Source organism: Pseudomonas sp. NFACC16-2, from assembly GCF_900119205.1.
Lineage (GTDB): Bacteria > Pseudomonadota > Gammaproteobacteria > Pseudomonadales > Pseudomonadaceae > Aquipseudomonas > Aquipseudomonas fluorescens_Q.
In genome coordinates, this window is sequence record NZ_FPIX01000047.1 from 21473 (window position 1) to 44167 (window position 22695).

At 61.6% G+C, this 22695-nt stretch carries 22 protein-coding genes; 12 read left to right on the forward strand and 10 right to left on the reverse strand.

The window, feature by feature from the left end; translation table 11 throughout:
- Positions 1-65 precede the first annotated feature (65 nt).
- The 5 genes from rluB to BT116_RS25935 form a co-directional block, all read right to left on the reverse strand.
- Positions 66-1301 carry a 23S rRNA pseudouridine(2605) synthase RluB gene (rluB, locus tag BT116_RS25915; RefSeq protein ID WP_072348249.1) on the reverse strand — a complete coding sequence of 412 codons (1236 nt, stop codon included), beginning with the start codon at positions 1299-1301 and terminating at the stop codon, positions 66-68.
- A gap of 208 nt (positions 1302-1509) precedes the next feature.
- On the reverse strand, positions 1510-2466 hold the full coding sequence (gene scpB / locus BT116_RS25920; protein WP_072348252.1) for an SMC-Scp complex subunit ScpB: 957 nt from the start codon (positions 2464-2466) through the stop codon (positions 1510-1512).
- Positions 2467-2477: 11 nt separating this feature from the next.
- A complete protein-coding gene (locus tag BT116_RS25925; protein WP_170845992.1) occupies positions 2478-3176 on the reverse strand; it encodes a segregation and condensation protein A in 699 nt (232 codons plus the stop codon).
- A 132-nt stretch (positions 3177-3308) separates the two neighbouring features.
- Positions 3309-3938, reverse strand: coding sequence for an L-threonylcarbamoyladenylate synthase (locus BT116_RS25930; RefSeq protein ID WP_072348290.1), 630 nt, complete (start codon positions 3936-3938; stop codon positions 3309-3311).
- Positions 3939-3951: 13 nt separating this feature from the next.
- Entirely contained in the window at positions 3952-4815 is an 864-nt protein-coding gene (locus BT116_RS25935; RefSeq protein WP_072348256.1) for a PHP domain-containing protein, read from the reverse strand.
- 87 nt (positions 4816-4902) lie between these two features.
- On the opposite strand from BT116_RS25935, the gene BT116_RS25940 reads away from it, so the two are divergent.
- From BT116_RS25940 to BT116_RS25990, 11 genes are all read left to right on the forward strand, one after another.
- Positions 4903-5499, forward strand: a complete 597-nt coding sequence (locus tag BT116_RS25940; protein ID WP_072348258.1) for a septation protein A — start codon at positions 4903-4905, stop codon at positions 5497-5499.
- 1 nt (position 5500) lies between these two features.
- Positions 5501-5800 carry a YciI family protein gene (locus tag BT116_RS25945; RefSeq protein WP_057452480.1) on the forward strand — a complete coding sequence of 100 codons (300 nt, stop codon included), beginning with the start codon at positions 5501-5503 and terminating at the stop codon, positions 5798-5800.
- 106 nt (positions 5801-5906) lie between these two features.
- On the forward strand, positions 5907-6317 hold the full coding sequence (locus tag BT116_RS25950) for an SH3 domain-containing protein (RefSeq protein WP_063324676.1): 411 nt from the start codon (positions 5907-5909) through the stop codon (positions 6315-6317).
- A gap of 7 nt (positions 6318-6324) precedes the next feature.
- On the forward strand, positions 6325-7002 hold the full coding sequence (locus BT116_RS25955) for a response regulator transcription factor (protein WP_063324675.1): 678 nt from the start codon (positions 6325-6327) through the stop codon (positions 7000-7002).
- A gap of 328 nt (positions 7003-7330) precedes the next feature.
- A complete protein-coding gene (locus BT116_RS25960) occupies positions 7331-7768 on the forward strand; it encodes a Spy/CpxP family protein refolding chaperone (protein WP_072348260.1) in 438 nt (145 codons plus the stop codon).
- 65 nt (positions 7769-7833) lie between these two features.
- Positions 7834-9174, forward strand: a complete 1341-nt coding sequence (locus BT116_RS25965; RefSeq protein WP_072348262.1) for a sensor histidine kinase — start codon at positions 7834-7836, stop codon at positions 9172-9174.
- 267 nt (positions 9175-9441) lie between these two features.
- Complete coding sequence (locus BT116_RS25970; protein WP_072348264.1) at positions 9442-10869, forward strand: di-heme oxidoreductase family protein; 1428 nt, start codon at positions 9442-9444, stop codon at positions 10867-10869.
- A 28-nt stretch (positions 10870-10897) separates the two neighbouring features.
- Positions 10898-11962, forward strand: a complete 1065-nt coding sequence (locus tag BT116_RS25975; RefSeq protein WP_003204891.1) for an imelysin family protein — start codon at positions 10898-10900, stop codon at positions 11960-11962.
- Positions 11963-11964: 2 nt separating this feature from the next.
- The gene (locus tag BT116_RS25980) at positions 11965-13062 is read left to right on the forward strand and encodes a DUF1513 domain-containing protein (protein ID WP_072348266.1); all 1098 of its coding nucleotides are present in this window, start codon (positions 11965-11967) and stop codon (positions 13060-13062) included.
- A 155-nt stretch (positions 13063-13217) separates the two neighbouring features.
- A complete protein-coding gene (locus BT116_RS25985; RefSeq protein WP_072348268.1) occupies positions 13218-14366 on the forward strand; it encodes an efflux RND transporter periplasmic adaptor subunit in 1149 nt (382 codons plus the stop codon).
- A 13-nt stretch (positions 14367-14379) separates the two neighbouring features.
- Positions 14380-17406, forward strand: coding sequence for a multidrug efflux RND transporter permease subunit (locus tag BT116_RS25990; protein ID WP_072348270.1), 3027 nt, complete (start codon positions 14380-14382; stop codon positions 17404-17406).
- A gap of 257 nt (positions 17407-17663) precedes the next feature.
- Here BT116_RS25990 and BT116_RS25995 read toward each other — a convergent pair whose 3' ends face one another.
- From BT116_RS25995 to colR, 5 genes are all read right to left on the reverse strand, one after another.
- Positions 17664-17891, reverse strand: a complete 228-nt coding sequence (locus BT116_RS25995) for a hypothetical protein (protein WP_072348272.1) — start codon at positions 17889-17891, stop codon at positions 17664-17666.
- 2 nt (positions 17892-17893) lie between these two features.
- Positions 17894-18604 carry a lipopolysaccharide kinase InaA family protein gene (locus BT116_RS26000; RefSeq protein ID WP_072348274.1) on the reverse strand — a complete coding sequence of 237 codons (711 nt, stop codon included), beginning with the start codon at positions 18602-18604 and terminating at the stop codon, positions 17894-17896.
- A gap of 4 nt (positions 18605-18608) precedes the next feature.
- Positions 18609-19277 (reverse strand): class I SAM-dependent methyltransferase, encoded by a 669-nt coding sequence (locus BT116_RS26005; protein ID WP_072348276.1) that lies wholly within the window; start codon positions 19275-19277, stop codon positions 18609-18611.
- A gap of 128 nt (positions 19278-19405) precedes the next feature.
- Entirely contained in the window at positions 19406-20683 is a 1278-nt protein-coding gene (locus tag BT116_RS26010) for a sensor histidine kinase (protein WP_072348279.1), read from the reverse strand.
- The gene (gene colR, locus BT116_RS26015; RefSeq protein ID WP_025215158.1) at positions 20673-21356 is read right to left on the reverse strand and encodes a two-component system response regulator ColR; all 684 of its coding nucleotides are present in this window, start codon (positions 21354-21356) and stop codon (positions 20673-20675) included. The genes BT116_RS26010 and colR overlap by 11 nt, the downstream gene beginning before the upstream one ends.
- Positions 21357-21575: 219 nt before the next feature.
- On the opposite strand from colR, the gene BT116_RS26020 reads away from it, so the two are divergent.
- Complete coding sequence (locus BT116_RS26020) at positions 21576-22319, forward strand: phosphatase PAP2 family protein (protein ID WP_072348284.1); 744 nt, start codon at positions 21576-21578, stop codon at positions 22317-22319.
- The last annotated feature ends 376 nt before the right edge of the window (positions 22320-22695 follow it).

Below are 22695 nucleotides of genomic sequence, written 5' to 3' on the forward strand. Positions count from 1 at the left end.
CAAAAACGGCAACCTAGTGGTTGCCGTTTTTTCTTGCAGCTTGCAGCTAGAAGCTCACAGCTGCCTCACTCCGGCTTACGACGCCCGAACCCCGGACGCTGTCCCGAACCTGCCGGTGCACCACGGCGCTTGCCCGATGGCGCATCGCGATCGGCCAGGACGATACCCGGGCGCTTTTTCGGCGCGGGCTTGGCCGGACGCTTGGTGTCGGCCGGGCGATCGGCGACTGGCGTACCGCGGCCAGCCGGAGCACCGCGCCCCTCACCACGTTCAGTCCGACCATTGGCCGGACGCGGCGTGCGTGGGCCACGCTCACCGTCCTGGCGAGGTGCAGGCTTGCGGGCCGGGCGTTCGCCTTCGATCTGCGGCTCGCGTGAAGGACGCGGCCCCGCCGGTGCGCCTTCGGCAGCCGGACGCAGCGTACGCACGCGCTCGGTCTTGCCCATCGGGCGCGAGGATTTACGCTGCATCCGCTCCAGCTTGTCCTTGCTCTTGGCGGTCATCTGCGGCATTGCCACCGGCTTGAGGCCCACTTCGGCGGCCAGGATGTCGACTTCGTACTGGCTCATTTCGCGCCAGCGGCCCATCGGCAGGTCGGAATTGAGAAACACCGGACCGAAGCGCACGCGCTTGAGGCGGCTGACCACCAACCCCTGGGATTCCCACAGACGCCGCACTTCACGGTTGCGGCCTTCCATCACCACGCAGTGGTACCAGTGGTTGAAGCCTTCACCGCCGGGCGCCTGCTTGATGTCGGTGAAACGCGCCGGGCCGTCTTCCAGCACCACGCCAGCCTTGAGGCGCTCGATCATCTCGTCATCGACTTCGCCACGCACACGCACGGCGTATTCGCGGTCCATCTCGTAGGACGGGTGCATCAAGCGGTTGGCCAGCTCACCGTCGGTGGTGAACATCAGCAAACCGGTGGTGTTGATGTCCAGGCGCCCGATATTGATCCAGCGGCCTTCTTTGGGACGCGGCATCTTGTCGAACACCGTCGGACGGCCTTCCGGGTCGTCACGGGTGCAGATCTCGCCGTCGGGTTTGTTGTACATGATCACGCGGCGCACCGTTTCGGCGGCCTCTTCGCGCTTGATCACCTTGCCATCGATGGTGATGGCGTCGTGCATGTCGACACGCAGGCCCAAGGTGGCATCTTTGCCATTGACCTTGATCCGGCCCTGGCTGATCCAGGCTTCCACGTCACGGCGCGAACCGACGCCGATACGGGCGAGGACTTTTTGCAGCTTCTCGCCTGCTGGGCCGATTTCCTGGCTGTCGTTCTGGTCTTGGTCTTTCATTCTGGGCACCTCCCGGTGTGGTCGAGCCAGGCTTGGCCTGACGCTTTGAAAACGGGTCTTCGACGAAGGGATCGCCAAAGGGTCGCGAATCATACGCCTGTTGACGCGATTGCGCATCTGAGACTAGCTGAACAACCCAGGCTCAGCGCTTTTTCCGTCGACCGGTGGCTGAAGGCCCCTGTGGGAGCCGCGTTCCAACCCAGTTGAATCAATCGTCGAACTGGCGCCGTTCGTTTTCGATCGCTTCGGCCAGGGCGCGGGCTTCGGCTTCCTCGTCGCTCAGTTCGGGTTCCGGCGGTTGGAGGGCGGCGACGGCGGCCAGCAGTTTTTCCCGGGCTTCGGCAACGCCGAGGATGTCTTCTTCCGGCTCAGGCTCAGGCTCAGGTTCAGGTTCAGGTTCAGGCTCCGACTCGCTGTCGGGCTCCGGCAACTCATCCGTCCCGCCCGGCCCCTCACGCAGCAGGTCATCGAAATCGGTCTTCAAGCCCTCCTCCATGGTGTCCAGCTCCAGCAACAACGAATGGAAACTGGTCTCTTCCTTCGGCTCCTCAGGCTCGGCGCTGGCATCCGCCAGTTCCTGCAAGCCCTGGGGCACCGGCACGTCGTCGAACTCCAGCATCGGTTCGGGTTCCAGCTCCCGCAGTTCGGCCAGCGGCGGCAGGTCATCCAGGTTCTTCAAGTTGAAGTGATCGAGAAAGGCCTTGGTGGTGGCGAACATCGCCGGTTTGCCGGGCACATCGCGATAGCCAACGACGCGGATCCACTCGCGCTCCAACAGCGTCTTGACGATATGGCTGTTGACTGCCACGCCGCGCACATCTTCGATCTCGCCCCGGGTGATCGGTTGACGATAGGCAATCAATGCCATGGTTTCGAGCATGGCGCGAGAGTAGCGCTGCGGCCGCTCCTCCCACAGGCGCCCGACCCATGGCGCGAACTTCTCGCGGATCTGCAGGCGATAACCGGACGCCACTTCCTTGAGCTCGAAGGCCCGCCCCTCGCAGGATTTGCCCAACAGTGTCAGGGCTTTCTTGAATACGGCCGGCTCAGGTCGTTCGCCTTCTTCGAAGAGTTCGAACAGGCGCTCCATCGATTGCGGCTTTCCCGAGGCCAACAGGAAAGCTTCAAGCAAGGGGGCCAGCTCGCGGGGTTCAATCAGATTCATTGATTTGCTCGTTATTCGGCTCGTGCCCGCACATGGATCGCTGCGAACGGCTCATTCTGTACCAGCTCGACCAAGGATTCCTTGACCAATTCCAAGACCGCCATAAACGTCACAACGACCCCCAGGCGCCCTTCCTCGGCAGTGAACAGCTCGACGAACGGCACAAAACCGCCGCCCTTGAGCCGCTCCAGCACATCGCTCATGCGCTCGCGGGTGGACAGCGCTTCGCGGCTGACCTGATGACTTTCAAACATATCGCCCCGGCGCAGGACCTCAGCCATGGACATCAGCAACTCTTCCAGGCTCACATCCGGCAGCAACTTGCGCGCCCGCGCCTCGGGGGCATCGAGCTTGGGCACCACCACATCGCGCCCGACCCGGTTCAAACCATCGAGGCCTTCGGCTGCGACCTTGAAGCGTTCGTACTCCTGCAAACGACGGATCAGCTCGGCCCGCGGGTCGTCTTCTTCCTCTTCGACCTCAGCCGAGCGCGGCAGCAGCATCCGCGACTTGATTTCGGCCAGCATCGCGGCCATCACCAGGTACTCGGCCGCCAGTTCCAGGCGCACCGACTGCATCAACTCGACGTAGCCCATGTACTGGCGGGTGATTTCCGCCACGGGGATGTCGAGGATGTTGATGTTCTGTTTGCGAATCAGGTACAGCAGCAGGTCAAGCGGGCCCTCGAAGGCTTCGAGGAACACTTCCAGCGCATCCGGCGGAATGTACAGGTCCAGGGGCATTTCCATGACCGCCTGGCCATAGACCATGGCGAACGGCAGCTCCTGCTGCGCGCCGGCCTGGCTGTCTGTACGCTCCACGGCGGTTTCCACGGCGGACATTCAGGCCTCGACCATGAACGGCGTCGGATCGCCACAACCGACGCGCACCACCTGGGGCTCGCCATCGGCCAGGTTGATCACCGTGGACGCCGACATACCGCCGAAACCGCCGTCGATGATCAGGTCCACCTGGTGCTCGAGGATCTGGCGCATCTCATAGGGATCGGTCAATGGATCGGTCTCGCCGGGCATGATCAGCGTCACGCTCATCAGCGGCTCACCCAGTTCCGCCAGCAGCGCCAGGGCAATGGGATGGCTTGGCACCCGCAGGCCGATGGTGCGCTTTTTCGGGTGCAGCAACAGCCGCGGGACTTCCCGCGTGGCATTGAGAATAAAGGTGTATGGCCCCGGCAAATGCGCCTTGAGCAGGCGGAAGGTGCCGGTGTCGATCTTGGCGAACAGGCCCAACTGCGACAGGTCGCTGCAGATGAGCGCGAAGTTGTGCTTGTCGTCCAGTTGACGCAGGCGTCTGACACGCTCCACGGCATTCTTGTCGCCGATCTGGCAACCAATGGCATAGGACGAGTCGGTGGGATAGACCACCACACCACCGCTACGAATAATCTCCACGGCCTGTTTGATCAGGCGCGGTTGCGGGTTTTCCGGATGAATCTGGAAAAATTGACTCACGTGTTCTACCTGTTCAGACGGCGGCGGTAACGGGATCATGTTTGAATCTACACCATAGTGGTGGCAGATCTTCCGGCAACGGGCGGTACTCGCCAATCTCGGACCAGCCCCCAGGGCCATGGAAATCACTGCCGGCGGTGACCAGCAGGCCGAACTCACGGGCCAGGATCGCCAGGCTGCCGACCTGCTCGGCAGGCTGATGGCCGTTGACCACCTCAATGGCATGGCCCCCCGCTTGAATATAGTCGGCGACCAGGCGACGGCGCTTGCTGCGAGTGAAATCATAGTGCCATGGATGCGCCAGGCTGACCCAGGCGCCCGCGGCCCGCAGGGTCTGGACGGTTTCTTCCAGGGTCGGCCAATGCTGCTTGACGTCCCCCAGCTTGCCGGCACCCAACCATTTGCGGAACGCTTCGGCGCGATCCTTGACGAACCCTTCGCGCACCATCCAGTCGGCAAAGTGTGGCCGGGCCGGTGCGTTGCCGCTGTCGCCCAGTTCCTGCTGGATCTGCCGGGCGCCGTCCTGCGCACCGGGCATGCCCTTGAGGGCCAGTTTGCGGCTGATCTCTTCGGACCGCAGCCAGCGCCCGTCGCGCAGTTGTGCGATGGCCTGGACCAGCGCCGGCGCATTCACATCGAAACCATAGCCCAGCACATGGATGGTCGCCCCGCCCCAGGTACACGACAACTCGACCCCGTTGACCAGCTGCATGCCCAGCGCGGTGGCGGCGCTGCGGGCCTCGTCGAGGCCTTCAAGGGTGTCGTGATCGGTCAGGGCCAGGACTCGCACGCCGTGCTCGAACGCCCGCGCCACCAGAACCGCAGGCGCCAGGGCGCCATCGGAGGCCGTGCTATGGCAGTGCAAATCAACATTCACGAGAGTTTGTTACCTCAAATCAGCTGGCCCTATCGCGGCCAAGGATGTTTGTTATTATGCCGCCACATCCTGCTTCTGGCTGCCACTGTGAAACAATTCATCGACTTCATCCCGCTCCTGCTGTTTTTCATCGTCTACAAACTTGATCCCCGGGCCGTCGACTTCGCCGGTCATTCCTTGACTGTAGGCGGTATTTACAGCGCCACCGCGGTGCTGATCATCAGCTCCCTGGTGGTCTACGGCGCATTGTTCGTGTCCCAGCGCAAACTGGAGAAGAGCCAGTGGCTGACCCTGATCGCCTGCCTCGTGTTCGGCAGCCTGACCCTGGCGTTCCACAGCGAAACCTTCCTCAAATGGAAGGCCCCGGTGGTCAACTGGTTGTTCGCCCTCGCCTTCATCGGCAGCCACTTTGTCGGTGACCGCTTGCTGATCAAGCGCATCATGGGCCATGCCATCAACCTGCCGGAACTGATCTGGATCCGGCTGAACATCGCCTGGATCGCGTTCTTCCTGTTCTGCGGCGCCGCCAACCTGTTCGTTGCGTTCACGTTCCAGGACTACTGGGTCGACTTCAAGGTCTTCGGTAGCCTGGGCTTGACGCTGTTGTTCCTGATTGGCCAGGGTATCTACCTGTCCCGTCATCTGCATGATGCCGACCCCACCACGCCAAAAACCGAGGACTGACATGCTCTACGCAATCATTGCTACCGACGTCGCCAACTCCCTGGAAAAACGCCAGGCCGCTCGTCCCGCGCACCTGGAGCGCCTGCAAAAACTCCAGGACGAAGGCCGCGTAGTGCTGGCTGGACCGCATCCGGCGGTGGACAGCAATGACCCGGGCGCCGCGGGCTTCAGTGGCAGCCTGATGGTGGTCGAATTCGACTCGCTTTCCGCTGCGCAGCAATGGGCCGAGGCCGATCCGTTCGTTGCGGCCGGCGTCTATGCCAATGTCGTGGTCAAGCCATTCAAGCAAGTCATGCCGTAATGCCCCTGGCGCGATGAGCCTTCGCGGCTCATTGCTTTCAATTGCTCATTGTTCTCGTTTGCCTGCCGACAACCTGTCTAATCTCGATTGGAATTCAGGAGTTGCAATGCGCAAAGGTCCGTTGTGCCTGTTATTGGTCACGTTGGCGATCGGGGCACCCGCCCATGGCGAGGAGAACACCGAGGGCAGTCATTCGACGCCTTTGTCCCTGAGTGCCGGCAGCCAGATCGCCGAACTGCAGCAACGCTTGAAAGACAGCGAACGCCAGCGCGAAGAACTGAGCAAGCAATTGCAAAACGCTGACAGCGAACGCGAGAGCGCATTGCTGGCCCGGTTGCGCCAGGAGAACCAGCGCCTGAAGCTGCAACTCAAGGAAGCCCAGGCCAGCCCCCTGCCACGCCTGTTGACCGATCAACAGCAATGGTTTGTCATTGGTGCCGGGGTAGCGCTATTGGCCCTGCTGTGCGGTATCTTTGCCAGCGGTGGACGTAGACAACGTCGGCAATGGCTAAATTGAGTGAGTCATGAGCGAGCTGTTACTGATAGACGATGACCAGGAGCTGTGCGAGCTCCTCGTAAGCTGGTTGAGCCAGGAAGGTTTTCAGGTCCGGGCCTGTCACGATGGCCAAAGTGCCCGCAAGGCCCTGGCCGAAACCGCCCCGGCAGCCGTGGTACTGGACGTGATGCTGCCCGACGGCAGTGGCCTGGAACTGCTCAAGCAATTGCGCAGCGATCACCCGGAGCTGCCGGTGCTGATGCTGTCGGCCCGGGGTGAACCGCTGGACCGTATCCTCGGCCTGGAACTGGGCGCCGATGATTACCTGGCCAAGCCCTGCGACCCACGCGAACTGACCGCCCGCCTGCGCGCCGTGCTACGGCGCAGCCACCCGACGGCCGTGTCCACCCAGATCGAACTGGGTGACCTGACTTTCAGCCCGGTGCGTGGCGTGGTCAGCATCGATGAACAGGAACAGGCCCTCACTATTTCCGAAAGCCGCCTGCTCGAAGCGCTGCTCAAGCAGCCGGGCGAGCCGCTGGACAAACAGGAACTGGCGCAGATCGCCCTGGGCCGCAAGCTGACCCTGTACGACCGCAGCCTCGATATGCACGTGAGCAACCTGCGCAAGAAGATCGGCCCCCACCCCGACGGCCGCCCGCGCATCGTGGCGCTGCGTAGCCGGGGTTATTACTACAGCCTCTAAGCACTGCACCGATGCCTTGCTTGGACTGGGGGACATGATCCCTTTGTGGCGAGGGGATTTATCCCCGTTGGGGTGCGAAGCGCCCCCAAGTCAGTTTGCCCATTGGTGTATCAGATAACACCAAGGGGGGGCCGCTGCGCGGCCCAACGGGGATAAATCCCCTCGCCACAGATGATCTGCCTGCCACATCTTTTGCTTCGACGGTTTTGTAAGCCCGCCACCAAAACCTCTTTACCCAAGCTTTACCCACCCCTGACCGCCGCTGACCTTGATCTCCGTAATCTGCACTCATCCGGAACTGACCGGGAATGAGACAAGGAGACACACCATGCGCAAGACCCTTATCGCTCTGATGTTCGCTGCTGCCCTGCCGACCGTCGCCATGGCCATGCCTGGAGACGCCGGCCCGATGGGTCCGATGGATGGCCCGCGCCACGGCGGCATGATGCATGACAAAGGTCCCTTCAGCGATCTGGACCTGAGCCGCGAACAGCGCCAGCAGATTCGCCGGATCATGGGCGAACAGCGCCACGAACAACGCGAACTGGTAGACAAGTACCTGGCCAAGCTGTCGCCAGCCGACCAGAAAGCCATGCAAGACGAAATGCAAGCCCGGCATCAGAAGATCGATGCCCAGATCCGCGGGCTGCTGAAGCCTGAGCAGCAGAAAGAGTTCGACGCGATCCAGAAGAAACAGGCCGAGCGTCGCGCCGAGTGGGCTGAGTTCAAGGCCTGGAAAGCGCAACAGCCGCAAAAAGCGCAATAATGCACTGAAGCCCCCAGCCCAACGGCAAGTCGCCGTTGGGCTTTCTTTGTTTTCGAGGATTTACCGTGCGTTCATTGTTCTGGCGCATCCTGGCCAGTTTCTGGCTGGCCATCGCTCTGGTTGCAGGACTCTCGCTCCTGATGGGCCACATGCTCAATCAAGACGCCTGGATCCTCAGCCGCCATCCGGGTCTCAACACCCTGCCCGAAGAGTGGACGCAAACCTACGAAAGCCAGGGCGAGGACGCCGCGCAGGACATCCTGCAACAGCGCAAGCGTCAGTATCACATCGACGTCCAAGTGTTCAATGAAAGCGGCGACCCCGTGGTGCGCGGCACCTTCCCACATCGCGCCGCGGCCTTCGAGGCCCGGCAGAACAACAACGAGCGTCGCCTGCCCTGGCGACGACTGACCGACGAATTCACCAGCGCCAAAACCGGCGACACGTATCTGTTCATCTACCGCATCCCCCATCCCGAACTGGACGCCTGGCACCGCGACAGCCTGCTCTGGCCCATCAGTGCGCTGGGGATCGCGCTGGTGGTGCTGACCTTGTTCAGCCTGTTGGTGACGCTTTCCATCACTCGCCCGCTGAGTCGCCTGCGTGGTGCGGTGCATGACTTGGGCCAGGCCGCCTATCAACAGAACAGCCTCGCCAAGCTGGCCAACCGGCGGGATGAGTTCGGCGTACTGGCCACTGACTTCAACCGCATGGGCGCGCGCCTGCAAAGCTTGATCACCAGCCAGCGACAACTGCTGCGCGACGTGTCCCACGAACTGCGCTCGCCCCTGGCCCGGCTGCGCATTGCCTTGGCCTTGGCTGAACGGGCCAGCCCCGAGGAGCGGGAAAGGCTCTGGCCACGCCTGACCCGCGAATGCGATCGCCTGGAAGCGCTGATCAGTGAAATCCTGGTGTTGGCCCGGGTCGATGCCGACAACGCCAGCGCCGAAGAGGTGGAACTCAACGGTTTGCTCGTCACCCTGCAAAAAGATGCGCAACTGGCCTCACCGGAACAAACCGTGCAGCTCGAAACCGAGGCGGACCTGACCCTCAAGGGCTGGCCGACCATGATCGAGCGAGCAGTGGACAACCTGCTGCGCAACGCCCAGCGCTTCAATCCGGCCGGGCAATCGATCGAGATGCACGCGATGCGCCAGGGTGAACGGATCCTGATCAGCGTGCGCGACCACGGGCCAGGCGTGGAGGCCGCACACCTGGGACAATTGGGCGAGCCGTTCTACCGCGCGCCCGGCCAGACCGCCGCCGGCCATGGCCTGGGCCTGGCCATCGCGCGCCGTGCCGCCGAACGCCACGGCGGTGCGCTGGTGTTGGGCAACCATCCCGAAGGTGGTTTCATTGCAACACTGGAACTGCCGCTGGTGCCGGGGGCTGTTGTCCAGCCGTAATCTTCATCTAACTGGTAGGACCGGGCACATGGTAGATCTGTGGCGAGGGGATTTATCCCCGCTGGGCTGCGAAGCGGCCCCTGAGCCGCCTGATAGGACGTGGGGACCGTCACATTTTTGGGGGCGCTACGCGCCCCAACGGGGATAAATCCCCTCGCCACAATGGATCAAACTACGCCTCAAACCAAACGATAATTCCTCTTATTCAAACTCCCCGGCCCTGTTAGACTTTGCGCCCTCGTTTTCACTCATCTCCCAGGACGCCCGATGCCGTCGTTGCCTCTTCGTTTATGTGCGCTGTTCATGGCCCTGGGCCTGAGCGCCTGCGATGATGCCCCGCGCTTTACCCAGGCCGAACCGGGTGAAGCCCGGTCCGGTGGTGCCGCGACAGTACGCAAGACGGACCAGAACGCCTTTTCCCTGCCCTCGGCCAACCTGCCGCCCTCACGGCGCGTGGATTTCAGCGTCGGCAACAGTTTCTTCCGCAGCCCCTGGGTGATCGCCCCCTCGACCACCACCGCTCGCGACGGCCTCGGGCCCTTGTTCAACACCAACGCCTGCCAGAACTGCCACATCAAGGACGGCCGCGGCCACCCACCTGCGCCGGACGCGACCACCGCGGTATCGATGCTGGTACGCCTGTCGATCCCCGACACACCGCCATACGCCAAGGTCATCGAACAATTGGGCGTCGTGCCGGAACCGGTTTACGGCGGGCAATTACAGGACATGTCCGTGCCCGGCGTCGCCCCCGAAGGCAAGGTGCGGGTCGATTACAAACCGGTCCCTGTGCGTTTCAAGGACGGCACCGTGGTGGAACTGCGCAAGCCGGACCTGCAGATTACCCAACTGGCCTATGGGCCGATGCACCCGGACACGCGTTTTTCCGCCCGCGTCGCCCCGCCGATGATCGGCCTGGGACTGCTCGAGGCGATCCCCGACGAAGCCATCCTCGCAAACGCCGAAGCCCAGGCCCGGGAGAAAAACGGCATCGCCGGGCGTCCCAACGAGGTCTGGGACGATGCCCAGCAAAAAACCGTCCTGGGAAGGTTCGGCTGGAAGGCCGGACAGCCCAACCTCAACCAGCAGAACGTCCACGCGTTCTCCGGCGACATGGGCCTGACGACAAGCCTGCGCCCCTTCGACGACTGCACCCAGACCCAGGCCGACTGCAAGCGTGCGCCCAGCGGCAACGGCCCGGATGGCGAACCGGAAGTCAGCGACAACATCCTGCGACTGGTGCTGTTCTATAGCCGCAACCTCGCCGTACCGGCCCGGCGCGAGGTGAATTCACCCCAGGTGCTGGCGGGCAAGAATCTGTTCTTCCAGGCCGGTTGCCAGTCCTGCCACACCCCGAAATACACCACCTCCGCCAACGCCGCCGAACCGGAGTTGGCGAACCAGCTCATCCGCCCTTACACCGACCTGCTGTTGCACGACATGGGCGAAGGCCTGGCGGACAACCGCAGCGAATTCAAGGCCAGCGGCCGTGACTGGCGAACCCCGCCGCTGTGGGGCATCGGCCTGACCGAAACCGTCAACGGCCACACCCAGTTCCTGCATGACGGCCGGGCCCGCAACCTGCTCGAAGCCGTGCTGTGGCATGGCGGCGAAGCACAAGCGGCGCAGCGTCAGGTTTTAGCGTTCAATGCCGAGCAGCGCACTGCGTTGCTGGCCTTCCTGAATTCCCTTTAAATGCCTTTTCCAGAAGTGGGAGCACGACATGTTCCGTCCCAAGCTGTTGTTCACCAGCCTCGCCGCCATCGCCCTCGGTGCCTGCTCGCCCCAGGATCCACAAGCCGTAACCTCGGCCGCCATCGCCAAGCAAGTGATCCTGCCGACCTATAGCCGCTGGGTCGACGCCGACCGGCAACTGGCGACCAGCGCCCTGGCGTTCTGCCAAGGCAAGGAAAACCTGGAAACCGCCCGCGCCGATTTCCTCAAGGCACAAAAAGCCTGGGCCGAATTGCAACCGCTGTTGATCGGTCCGCTGGCCGAGGGCAACCGCGCCTGGCAGGTGCAGTTCTGGCCGGACAAGAAAAACCTGGTGGGCCGTCAGGTCGAGCAATTGGTCAACAGCGAGCCACAGATCGACGCCGCCGGCCTGGCCAAGTCCAGCGTCGTGGTCCAGGGCCTCTCGGCCTATGAATACCTGCTGTTCGACGCCAAGATCGACATGGCCGACAGTGCGCAAAAAGCCAAGTATTGCCCGCTGCTCACCGCCATTGGTGAACGTCAGAAACAACTGGCCGAAGAGATCCTGTCGCGCTGGAACACCAACGACGGCATGCTCGCCCAGATGAGCAAATTCCCCAACCAGCGCTACGCCGATTCCCACGAAGCCATCGCTGATCTGCTGCGGGTCCAGGTCACCGCCCTCGACACCCTGAAGAAAAAACTCGGCACGCCGATGGGCCGCCAGAGCAAGGGTGTGCCGCAACCGTTCCAGGCCGATGCCTGGCGCAGCCAGTCGTCGCTGCAAGGCCTGGAGGCCAGCCTGAGCGCGGCCAGGACTGTCTGGGCCGGCGTGGACAACAAGGGTCTGCGCGGCCTGCTGCCCAGCGACCAGAAACCGTTGGCGGACAAGATCGACGCCGCCTACGATGCCTCCTTGAAGTTGTTCGCCAGCAGCCAGCGTTCGCTGACTGAAATGCTCAACGACGATGCCGGGCGCCAGCAACTCAACGATTTGTATGACAGCCTCAACGTCGTCCATCGCCTGCACGAAGGCGAACTGGCCAAGGCGCTGGGCATTCAACTGGGCTTCAATGCCAACGACGGTGACTGATCATGTTTCGACGTCAGGTCCTGGCACTGGGCAGCTTGCTGCTCGGTGCCGTCACCCTGGGCGGCTGGACGCTGTTCAAGCAAAAGGACAAGCACCCACTCTTGCTTTCGGCACGGGACGATGGCGACGGCAAGCACTACGCCGTCGGCTATCGACTGGACGGCACCCGGGTGTTCGTCACCCAGGTCGGCCAACGCTGCCATGACATCATCAATCATCCGACACAGCCGATTGCGCTGTTCGTCGCCCGTCGTCCAGGCACCGAAAGCTACTTGATCGACCTGCGCGACGGGGCGCTGCTGCAAACCATCGCCTCGTTGCCGAACCGGCATTTCTACGGCCACGCGGTCATCCATAACAGCGGCGAATGGCTGTACGCCACCGAGAACGACACCACCGACCCGGGACGCGGCCTGTTGGGCGTTTACCGTTTCGAAGGCGAGCGGCTGGTGCACAGCGGCGAGATATCCACCCATGGCATCGGTCCGCACCAGGTCTCATGGATGCCTGACGGCGAAACCCTGGTGGTGGCCAATGGCGGCATTCGCACCGAGGCCGAAAGCCGGGTCGAAATGAACCTCGACGCCATGGAGCCGAGCCTGGTGCTGATGCAACGCAATGGCACCCTGCTGAGCAAGGAAACCCTCGCCCAATCGATGAACAGCGTGCGCCACCTCGGCATCGCCAGTGACGGCACCATCGTCTCCGGCCAGCAGTTCATGGGCGCAGCCCACGAGTCGTCGGAACTGCTAGCGATCAAGCGGCCGGGCCAGCCGTTCCAGGCGTTTCCCCTGCCTGAGGAACAATTGCAGGCCATGGGGCACTACACCGCCAGCGTCGCCGTGCACAGCGACCTGCGCCTGGTGGCCCTGACCGCTCCCCGTGGCAACCGCTTTTTCATCTGGGACCTGGACAGCGGTGAAGTGCGCCTGGATGCACCTTTACCGGACTGTGCCGGTGTGGGTGCGGTGGCCGACGGTTTCGTCGTGACGTCGGGACAAGGGCGTTGCCGTTATTACGATTGCCGGCAGACACAACTGGTTGCAAAGCCGCTGGATCTGCCGGCAGGGCTCTGGGACAACCATTTGCATCTGGCCTGAGCCAGGGAGCGAAGCCCATCGGCGCCGAGCTCCCTGATTTTTCGGAAAAATCCCACGCACCTCCAGCCCGCCAGCATCTGGAATAGCCCGCACACTCAGGGTAATGTGCCCGCCTATCTGTATTTTCTCTCAGCTCTTTTCCAAGGAAGTGGAACATGCTGCGACGCCGCATGCTGATCATGTTGGGTGTTGTCCTGCTGGTGGTGCTGTTGCTCGCCGGCTACAAGGCCTTCTCCATCTACCAGCAGATCCAGATGTTTTCTGCACCGAAACCACCCGTCAGCGTGGCCGTGGCCAAGGCCATCGAGCAGCCCTGGCAGGCACGCCTGCCCACCGTCGGTAGCCTCAAGGCCCTGCAAGGCGTGGACCTGAGCCTGGAAATCGCCGGGACCGTGCAGAAGGTGCAGTTCCAGTCCGGGCAGAAGGTCAAGGCCGGTCAGCCGCTCCTGCAACTGGACAGCGAAGTCGAAAGTGCCCTGCTGGAAACCGCCGAGGCCGACCTGGGCCTGTCGCAAGTGGATTTCGGTCGCGGCCGACAACTGGTGGGCAGCCAGGCGATCTCCAAGGGCGAATTCGACCGGCTCTCGGCGCAACTTAAGAAGAACCAGGCCACGGTCAACCAACTCAAGGCATCGCTGGCCAAGAAACACATCCTGGCACCGTTCAGCGGCACCATCGGCATTCGCCAGGTGGATGTCGGCGACTACCTGGCCAGCGGCACGGTGATCGCCACCCTGCAAGACCTCAGCAGCCTGTACGTGGACTTCTACGTGCCAGAGCAAAGCGTGCCCCGGCTGGCTGTTGCCCAGTCGGTCAACGTCAGTGTCTCGGCCTATCCCGGGCAAAACTTCGTCGCCACCATCAGCGCGATCAACCCCAAGGTCGAGGACAGCACCCGCAACGTCCTGGTACGCGCCACCCTGGCCAACCCCGACGGCAAGCTGCTGCCCGGCATGTTCGCCAACCTGCAGGTAATCCTGCCGGACGTGGCCGCCGGAATCGTCGTGCCGGAAAGCGCCGTGACCTACACCCTCTACGGCAACTCCATGTACGTGGTGGCGCAAAAGAAAGCCGCCGACGGCACAGTCGAGAAAAACGACAAGGGCCAGCCGGTCCTGATCGCCGAACGGCGTTTTGTTGAAACCGGCGAACGACGCGACGGGCAGGTGCTGGTTACCAAAGGAGTGCAGAGCGGCGAACAAGTCGTGATCGCTGGCCAGATCAAGCTCGATAACGGTACGCCGATCGCCATCAGCGACGACAAGACCCTGACCGAACAGAACAGCCCGCCGCGCGCGGACTGATCAAGGAACCCCCATGGCTTTTACCGATCCGTTCATCCGCCGTCCGGTGCTCGCCACCGTGGTCAGCCTGTTGATCGTGCTCCTGGGTTTCCAGGCCTGGAGCAAGCTGCCCCTGCGTCAGTATCCACAAATGGAAAACGCCCTGATCACGGTGACCACCGCCTACCCCGGGGCCAACGCCGAGACCATCCAGGGCTACATCACCCAACCGATGCAGCAGAGCCTGGCCAGTGCCGAGGGCATCGACTACATGACCTCGGTCAGTCGCCAGAACTTCTCGGTGATTTCGGTCTATGCCCGCATCGGCTCCAACAGCGACCGGCTTTTTACCGAGCTGCTGGCCAAGGCCAACGAGGTCAAGAACCAGTTGCCCCAGGATGCCGAGGACCCGGTCCTCAGCCGCGAGGCCGCCGATGCCTCGGCACTGATGTACATCAGCTTCTTCAGCAAGGAACTGAACAACCCGCAGATCACCGACTACCTGTCACGGGTGATCCAGCCCAAGCTGGCGACCCTGCCAGGCATGGCTGAGGCGGAGATCCTCGGCAACCAGGTCTTTGCCATGCGCCTGTGGCTGGACCCGGTCAAGCTCGCCGGCTTCGGCCTGACTGCCGCCGACGTGACCAATGCCGTGCGCCAGCACAACTTCCTCTCCGCCGCCGGTGAGGTGAAAGGCGAATACGTCGTCACCAGCATCAACGCCAACACCGAACTCAAGTCCGCCGAGGCCTTCGCCGCGATCCCGCTCAAGACCGACGGCGACAGCCGGGTGTTGCTGCGGGACGTGGCCCGCGTGGAAATGGGCGCCGAGAACTACGACACCATCAGTTCCTTTGGTGGCACACCCTCGGTGTACATCGGGATCAAGGCCACGCCCGGTGCGAACCCACTGGATGTGATCAAGGAAGTACGCAAGATCATGCCGGACATGGAGGCCCAGCTCCCGACCAACCTCAAGGCCGAGATCGCCTACGACGCCACCCTGTTCATCCAGGCTTCCCTCGACGAGGTGGTGAAAACCCTGTTCGAAGCGGTGCTGATCGTCATCGTCGTCGTGTTCCTGTTCCTCGGCGCCCTGCGTTCGGTGGTCATCCCGGTGGTGACCATCCCGCTGTCGATGATCGGCGTGATGTTCTTCATGCAGTTGATGGGCTACTCGATGAACCTCCTGACCCTGCTGGCCATGGTGCTCGCCATCGGCCTGGTAGTGGACGACGCCATCGTGGTGGTGGAGAACATTCACCGGCACATCGAGGAAGGCAAGACACCATTGGATGCCGCGATAGAAGGTGCCCGGGAAATCGCCATGCCGGTGGTCTCGATGACCATCACCCTGGCGGCGGTGTACGCGCCGATCGGCCTGCTCCAGGGCCTGACGGGCGCTTTGTTCAAGGAGTTCGCATTGACCCTGGCCGGGGCGGTGGTGATCTCCGGCATCGTCGCCCTGACCTTGTCACCAATGATGTGCGCCATGCTCCTGCGCCACGATGAGAACCCCTCGGGGCTGGCCCATCGGCTGGACATGGTTTTCGAGCGTCTGAAGAGCCGTTACCAGCGCATGCTTCACGGCACGCTCAACACACGGCCGGTAGTACTGGTGTTCGCCGTGATCGTCCTGCTGCTGATCCCGGTGCTGATCATGTTCACCAAGTCCGAACTGGCCCCCGACGAGGACCAGGGCATCATCTTCATGATGGCCAACGCCCCGCAGCCAACCAACCTCGACTACCTGAACACCTACACCGATCACTTCATTACCATCTTCAAGGAGTTCCCGGAGTACTACTCCTCGTTCCAGATCAACGGCTACAACGGCGTACAGTCGGGCATCGGCGGCTTCCTGCTCAAGCCCTGGAACGAACGCAGCCGCACCCAGATGGAAATCCTGCCAGAGGTCCAGACCAAGCTCGAAAGCGTGCCTGGCTTGCAGATCTTCGGTTTCAACCTGCCCTCACTGCCGGGCACCGGCGAAGGCTTGCCATTTGCGTTCGTCATCAACTCGCCAAAGGATTATGCGACGCTGCTGGAGATTGCCGAGCGTGTCAAAAAGCGCGCATTGGAATCCGGCAAGTTCGCCTTCATGGACATTGACCTGGCGTTCGACAAACCCGAAGTCGTGGTGGATATCGATCGCGCCAAGGCCGCCCAGATGGGCGTCTCGATGCAGGATCTGGGCGGTACCCTGGCGACACTGCTGGGTGAAGCCGAGATCAACCGCTTCACCCTCGAGGGGCGCAGCTATAAGGTCATTGCCCAGGTCGAACGGCCCTTCCGGGACAACCCGGATTGGTTGAACAACTACTACGTGAAAAATGCCAAGGGTGAATCACTCCCGCTGTCGACCCTGATCAAGGTCAGCGACCGGGCGCGACCGCGACAGCTGAACCAGTTCCAGCAGCTCAATGCGGTGACCATTTCGGGCTTTCCCGTGGTAAGCATGGGCGAGGCGATCGAGACCGTCCGCCAGATTGCCCGGGAGGAAGCCCCAGTGGGGTTCGCCTTCGATTACGCCGGGGCTTCGCGCCAATTCGTACAGGAAGGCAGCGCGTTGTGGGTGACCTTTGCCCTGGCACTGGCAATCATCTTCCTGGTGTTGGCCGCGCAGTTCGAAAGTTTCCGGGACCCGCTGGTGATCCTGGTGACCGTGCCGCTGTCGATTTGCGGCGCCTTGATTCCGTTGTTCCTCGGCTGGTCGAGCATGAACATCTATACCCAGGTGGGGCTGGTGACGTTGATTGGCCTGATCAGCAAGCATGGGATCCTGATTGTCGAATTCGCCAACCAGCTGCGCAGGGAACAGCACCTGACACCGCGGGAGGCCGTGGAACAAGCCGCGTCGATTCGTCTGCGGCCGGTGCTGATGACCACCGCTGCGATGGTGTTCGGCATGGTGCCGCTCATCTTCGCCACAGGCGCCGGGGCGGTGAGCCGCTTCGACATTGGCACGGTGATCGCCACCGGGATGTCGATTGGCACTTTGTTCACGCTGTTCGTGTTGCCTTGCGTCTACACACTGCTGGCCAAGCCCGATAAACCCTGAAGGCATATCGGGACAAGAAGCCGAGGGCTTTGTGGCGAGGGGATTTATCCCCGCTGGGTCGCGTAGCGGCCCCTTTATCGGAAACGAGGAGTGCCAGGCCAGTTAAGTTAATGTGTTTTGGGGCTGCTGCGCAGCCCAGCGGGGATAAATCCCCTCACCACAAGTTGAATGTTTGACTGGAGGTTTGTGGTGGGCCATGTAAAAACTCAAAACAAAAAAGGCCTCGCACAAGCGAGGCCTTTTGGGCTTCGTGACGTTCAACTCTGCGGCCTCATCCCCTGGGACAGACTGAACATGAACAGCAGCAGATCGTTATCCGGTCGGATCGCCTCGCTGGCCTTGGCCACCCTTGGCAAAGGGCAGTGAGCGCCAGCGTTGGAGGCACTGAGGATCTGCGAACGAGGCTGTTCCCAGACAGCCACCGCCATCGATGCAACTGCCAGGGCTCCGACTAAAAACAAACCTCTAGCAATTTCTAGTTTCATCGCTATAAACCTTTGATAGCGCTGCCAAACGCCGCCTCGTAAAAATAGACCAGTTTTTTCCAGTCAGCCTCGCTGAACGACGAGTGGCGCCGCAACTGCTTCAGGTCATGGGATGCCGCACGTTGGGCGGTCAGACGCTCGCGACACTTTTCAAAATCGAGCAAAGCCACTTCGGCCTTGGCCGCCTCGCCCTCCCCGGTCACGCGCACAAAGACGTGCTTGATGTAGATACAACCATGTTGCCAGCGGCCCTTGTGCATGCGGGCCAGGTTTTCAGCCAGTGCCTGGAGGATTTGATCATGCACGGCTTCACCATGGCGCTCGCGGCCACCCCCGGCATACCAGTGCTCGATCTCTTCAAAACCTTCCAGCGCCTGGGTTACCAGCAGCGCACGCCACTGGTGAACCGGGTCCCGTTGGGCGCCACAGAAAATGAGCTGGGGGACGCGAACACCCAGTCGGGTCAACGCCAGGAGTGCGTCTTGCTCGCGCAGCACGGTCGGTCTACCGAACGGGTGCAGCCAGCTGCGATAAATATGTCCGGTCTGACGCTTGGCATAAAGCAGCTTGCCATCCTTACTCTTGATCCGCTGTACGCCGCTTTCGCCGCCGCGACGCACATTAGGTTCTTCCACCCACTCACCCTGCTGACTCCAGAAATGTTCGAAGTCGTCGAGAAGAATCGTTGATGGTTCTGCTGCCTGTACACCCATGCCCTTACCTCTTGCGTAATACATAAACTCGCCACATGGCATAGAGCGGTAGAAAATCCAGTCGTTCCTGAATGCGAAACCCTGCCTGTCGAAACTCGTCCTCAACTGTAGCAACCGGTAACACAAATCGATTCTGGTAGTCTTTTTGCCCACGCGTGCGTTCCTGGCGCTTGCGTTTCCAGGCCTTGAAATTGCCGTCGACCCATAACGAAACGATCACGCTGTCGCGGCTGACACGCTGGAATTCCCTGAGAATCGCCAGGCGATGCTCGGGTTCCCCGATGTGGTGCAACAGGCGCATGCAAAAAATGCTATCGACGGCGTTATCAGGCAAGGCGATGTCGAACGCAGAAGTGTGCAAGGGTTGTACCCGTTTCACCACATCAGCCGGTTGAGCCTCCATTGCGGTCTTGAGCATGGCCTCGGAATTGTCCGCGCCGATGATGACCCGGTTCGGTTTTTCGGCCAACAAGGACCAGAATCGCCCGGCACCGCATGGCAGGTCCAACACCAGGCCAGGGTCACCGACAAGCGCCAATGCGCGCTGGGCCAATTGCTGGTCTCGAAGGTTGGAAAGACGGCGACTCAAGCCGCTGCGATGCTTATGAAAATACTTCTTGGCGTGCTGCTCGTCGTATTTCTCGGAAAAATCGAGTTTGATAGGGGCGGGCATTGATGGGGGCCTCCATGTCTGAATAGCTCCCACCTTATGAATCGATATGTCAGGGTCAGGTCATCACTTTGTGAAAAGTTCGTCATGTAAATGACAGAATTCTTACAGGATTTTTCCAACCTAAGCGATCACACCTTCGGATTCAACTCCACCTCGAAACGGCAACCGTTGGGTTCCATCGTGCTGAGACTCACCGTCCAGCCCTGGTTTTCGCAAATTCGTTGCACCAGGGACAGTCCCAATCCCAGCCCCTCGCCGCGCTTTTCGTTGCCGCGCACGAATGGCTCGAACATCGCCTCGCGCTTCTCCTCCGGGATGCCCACGCCGCTGTCCTCGACCACGAAGCCCGTCGCAGACAATGAAAGACGGATAAACCCCTGGTCGGTGTAGTGCAAGGCATTTCGCAGCAGGTTGCCCATGACGGCCGTCAGGAAAGTGGCGTTATACAGGGTGTCCAGGGTTTGCCCCGGTTCGAAGATCAGCGTCAGGCCTTTGGATTCGATGGGGCCGCGCCACACTCCGAGGAGATTTTCAGCCACCTGTGCAAGGTTCAGCCGAGGTGACATACCGTTGTCTTCGCGCTGGGCCCTGGCGAGCATCAGGAAGGTCTGCACCAGTTCGCGCATCTCTTCACTGGCCCTGTTGATGCGCTCGACCTGGGTACGACCACGCTGGTCCAATACCGGGTTTTCCAGCAGCAATTCACAGGAGGTTGCCAAGACCATCAACGGTGTGCGCAATTCGTGGCTCACGTCGCTGGTGAACAATCGTTCACGGGTCAGGGCCTGGCGCAAGCGCCCCAGTGTCGCGTCGAACGCCACGGCCAGTTCACCCACTTCATCGGCGGCATAATCCGGGGCCAGCGGCGGAGCCAGGCCCAGCAGCTGATCGCGATGACGCACTTGCCGGGCCAGGCGAACTACCGGCGCCATCACTCGACGTGCCAGGACCCAGCCCAGAAATACCGCCAGTGCCAGGCTGAGCACGAAACCCACCAGCACCACGGCGAACAGCACCCGTTCGCGCTCTTCGAAGTCGCTCTGGTCCTGCAGCAACACGTAATGCCGACCGTCAACGATCTCGACCATGGCGTGATAAGACAATTGCTCGCGAAACACCTCGTGGAAACCACGCTCCAGATGACGCAGGTCCTTAGGCAATTCGAAATCGCCCGGGCCGCCGCTGAAATAAAACAGCTGGTCGGGTTCAGGCCGGTGATTCCAGTCCGAGACACTGTCCATCAACAGCAAGCGCTGCAGGTCGCCTCCAAGCCCGGCGGAAATCAGTTTCTCTTCCACCAGGTGGACCGTCGCCACGATGCCCATGGCGAAAGCCCCTGCCACCAATGCGCTCATCAGCGCAAAGGCGATAATGATCCGTTGGGCGAGGCTCTGCTTAAACTCCATCGCGGCCCTCGGCCAAGCGATAGCCGACGCCGTGTACGGTGTGCAACAACGGTTTATCGAACGGTTTGTCGATCACCTGGCGCAGTTGATGGACGTGGCTGCGCAGGCTGTCGCTGTCCGGGCAGTCATCGCCCCACAAGGCTTCTTCGAGGATTTCGCGGCGCAGCACGTGGGGGCTTTTCTGCATCAGTACCGCCAGCAGCTTGAGGCCTACGGGGTTGAGCTTGAGCAGCTTGCCTTCACGGGTCACTTCCAGGGTGTCGAGGTCGTAGCTCAGGTCGCCAACCTGCAAGGCACGGCGGCCACCGCCCTGGGCCCGACGCATGACAGCTTCGATCCGTGCGGCCAGTTCCGACAGGGCAAACGGTTTGATCAGGTAGTCATCGGCCCCGGATTTGAAGCCCTGCAAACGATCGTCCAGCTGATCCCGGGCGGTGAGCATGATCACCGGTGTATCGCGCCGGGCGTCTTCGCGCAGGCGCTTGCACAAGGTGTAGCCGTCGATGCCAGGCAGCATGATGTCGAGCACGATCAGGTCGTAGTGTTCGGTCGCGGCCAGGTGCAATCCCGACAAACCGTCCTGGGCACAATCGACGGTGTAGCCCTTGAGCCCCAGGTAATCGGCCAGGTTGGCCAGGATATCGCGGTTGTCTTCGACCAATAGAATTCGCATGGGCACCTCTGTGTACACAGTTAACGGCCATCTTGGCCCGCGCAGCTTACGGCCAAGTTTGGCTGACGGCTAGGATTGTATCGGCTGTGGCAGCCTGGACCCACAGCCGGACTGCAAGGCATTGACGAGTTTTTCACCCAACATTCACACCGTCCCGACGCAACGCAGACCAGACTGCGCAACGCGCTGCTTACGAAAACCTCCATCAAAGGTACTGCCATGGTTTCCACCGCCATCCGCCCCGCTTCCAGTCCACTGAATTTCTGGGTTGCCCTGGGCCTGCCTGCCGTTGTCGCAGCGATTCTGGTGTTACTGGAACTGACCACGCTGGACATGGACCTGGCCAAGCTGTTTTACGACCCGATGGCGGGTGGATTCATCGGCCGGCACAGCTTTTTCCTGGAGGACATCCTGCACGACCGGGCCAAAGAGGTGGTCATCGTGTTCTCCGTGCTAGCGGTCCTGGGATTCATCAGCTCGTTCTTCATCGCCCGGCTCAAACCGTTCAAGCGCGAGCTCGGTTGCCTGGTGCTGTCCCTGGCACTGGCGACGTCCTTCGTCACGCCGATGAAAGCAGTGACGGCGGTGCAATGCCCTTGGAGCCTGAAGGAATTCGGTGGCAAGGAAACCTATAGCGAACTGCTGAGCCCACGCCCGGCCACGGACAAACCCGGTCGATGCTGGCCCGGCGGTCACGCCGCCACCGGGTTTTCGTTGTTTGCGCTTTTCTTCGCCCTGCGCGACCGCCGCCCGCGCCTGGCCCGCCAGACTCTGATATTCGCCTTCACGTTGGGAACGGTGTTCTCCCTGGGGCGGATGATGCAAGGGGCGCATTTCTTTTCCCATAACGTGTGGACGGCGCTGTTCTGTTGGCTGATTTGCCTGGGATGTTACTACTACATCCTGTACCGACCGGCCGCCACGGCTGATCACGTAGCTGTAACCAGTCCCGCCAATGCCTGAACTGAACCACATCCCACAGGGGATTGGCACCGCGTCATGAATCCAAGCACGATCGAGTAGGAGGCGGCCTCACGGCCGCCGTCCTCTCACACCACCGTACGTACGGTTCCGTATACGGCGGTTCCTGCCTACTGATAAACAGCTTCAGCGAGCTTGGTTCCGTTGATGTGTCGCCTGTGGTATCTAAGCGCCCAGACCGGCCCTCGGAGCTTCCGGCTCCTACCTCCTGATGGTCTCGACCCCCGCTGCGCGGAGTTTCTGCTTTACGCTCCAACAGAGATCACACCCGACTGTCCACTCATGGCAGGTTCAGCCCTTCGTCACTCCGGCTTCGAGCAACTACTACGGCCTCGGCTGACTTCTGTTCGCCCATCCC

What these genes read in the sequence shown, in the direction of transcription:
- colR (WP_025215158.1), bottom strand. Translation starts at nt 21,356, where the DNA reads ATGCGAATTCTATTGGTCGAAGACAACCGCGATATCCTGGCCAACCTG.
- BT116_RS25975 (WP_003204891.1), top strand. Translation starts at nt 10,898, where the DNA reads ATGTTCCGTCCCAAGCTGTTGTTCACCAGCCTCGCCGCCATCGCCCTC.
- scpB (WP_072348252.1), bottom strand. Translation starts at nt 2,466, where the DNA reads ATGAATCTGATTGAACCCCGCGAGCTGGCCCCCTTGCTTGAAGCTTTC.
- BT116_RS25970 (WP_072348264.1), top strand. Translation starts at nt 9,442, where the DNA reads ATGCCGTCGTTGCCTCTTCGTTTATGTGCGCTGTTCATGGCCCTGGGC.
- BT116_RS25945 (WP_057452480.1), top strand. Translation starts at nt 5,501, where the DNA reads ATGCTCTACGCAATCATTGCTACCGACGTCGCCAACTCCCTGGAAAAA.
- BT116_RS26005 (WP_072348276.1), bottom strand. Translation starts at nt 19,277, where the DNA reads ATGCCCGCCCCTATCAAACTCGATTTTTCCGAGAAATACGACGAGCAG.
- BT116_RS25990 (WP_072348270.1), top strand. Translation starts at nt 14,380, where the DNA reads ATGGCTTTTACCGATCCGTTCATCCGCCGTCCGGTGCTCGCCACCGTG.
- BT116_RS25985 (WP_072348268.1), top strand. Translation starts at nt 13,218, where the DNA reads ATGCTGCGACGCCGCATGCTGATCATGTTGGGTGTTGTCCTGCTGGTG.
- BT116_RS26000 (WP_072348274.1), bottom strand. Translation starts at nt 18,604, where the DNA reads ATGGGTGTACAGGCAGCAGAACCATCAACGATTCTTCTCGACGACTTC.
- rluB (WP_072348249.1), bottom strand. Translation starts at nt 1,301, where the DNA reads ATGAAAGACCAAGACCAGAACGACAGCCAGGAAATCGGCCCAGCAGGC.
- BT116_RS26020 (WP_072348284.1), top strand. Translation starts at nt 21,576, where the DNA reads ATGGTTTCCACCGCCATCCGCCCCGCTTCCAGTCCACTGAATTTCTGG.
- BT116_RS25955 (WP_063324675.1), top strand. Translation starts at nt 6,325, where the DNA reads ATGAGCGAGCTGTTACTGATAGACGATGACCAGGAGCTGTGCGAGCTC.
- BT116_RS25980 (WP_072348266.1), top strand. Translation starts at nt 11,965, where the DNA reads ATGTTTCGACGTCAGGTCCTGGCACTGGGCAGCTTGCTGCTCGGTGCC.
- BT116_RS25950 (WP_063324676.1), top strand. Translation starts at nt 5,907, where the DNA reads ATGCGCAAAGGTCCGTTGTGCCTGTTATTGGTCACGTTGGCGATCGGG.
- BT116_RS25960 (WP_072348260.1), top strand. Translation starts at nt 7,331, where the DNA reads ATGCGCAAGACCCTTATCGCTCTGATGTTCGCTGCTGCCCTGCCGACC.
- BT116_RS25995 (WP_072348272.1), bottom strand. Translation starts at nt 17,891, where the DNA reads ATGAAACTAGAAATTGCTAGAGGTTTGTTTTTAGTCGGAGCCCTGGCA.
- BT116_RS26010 (WP_072348279.1), bottom strand. Translation starts at nt 20,683, where the DNA reads ATGGAGTTTAAGCAGAGCCTCGCCCAACGGATCATTATCGCCTTTGCG.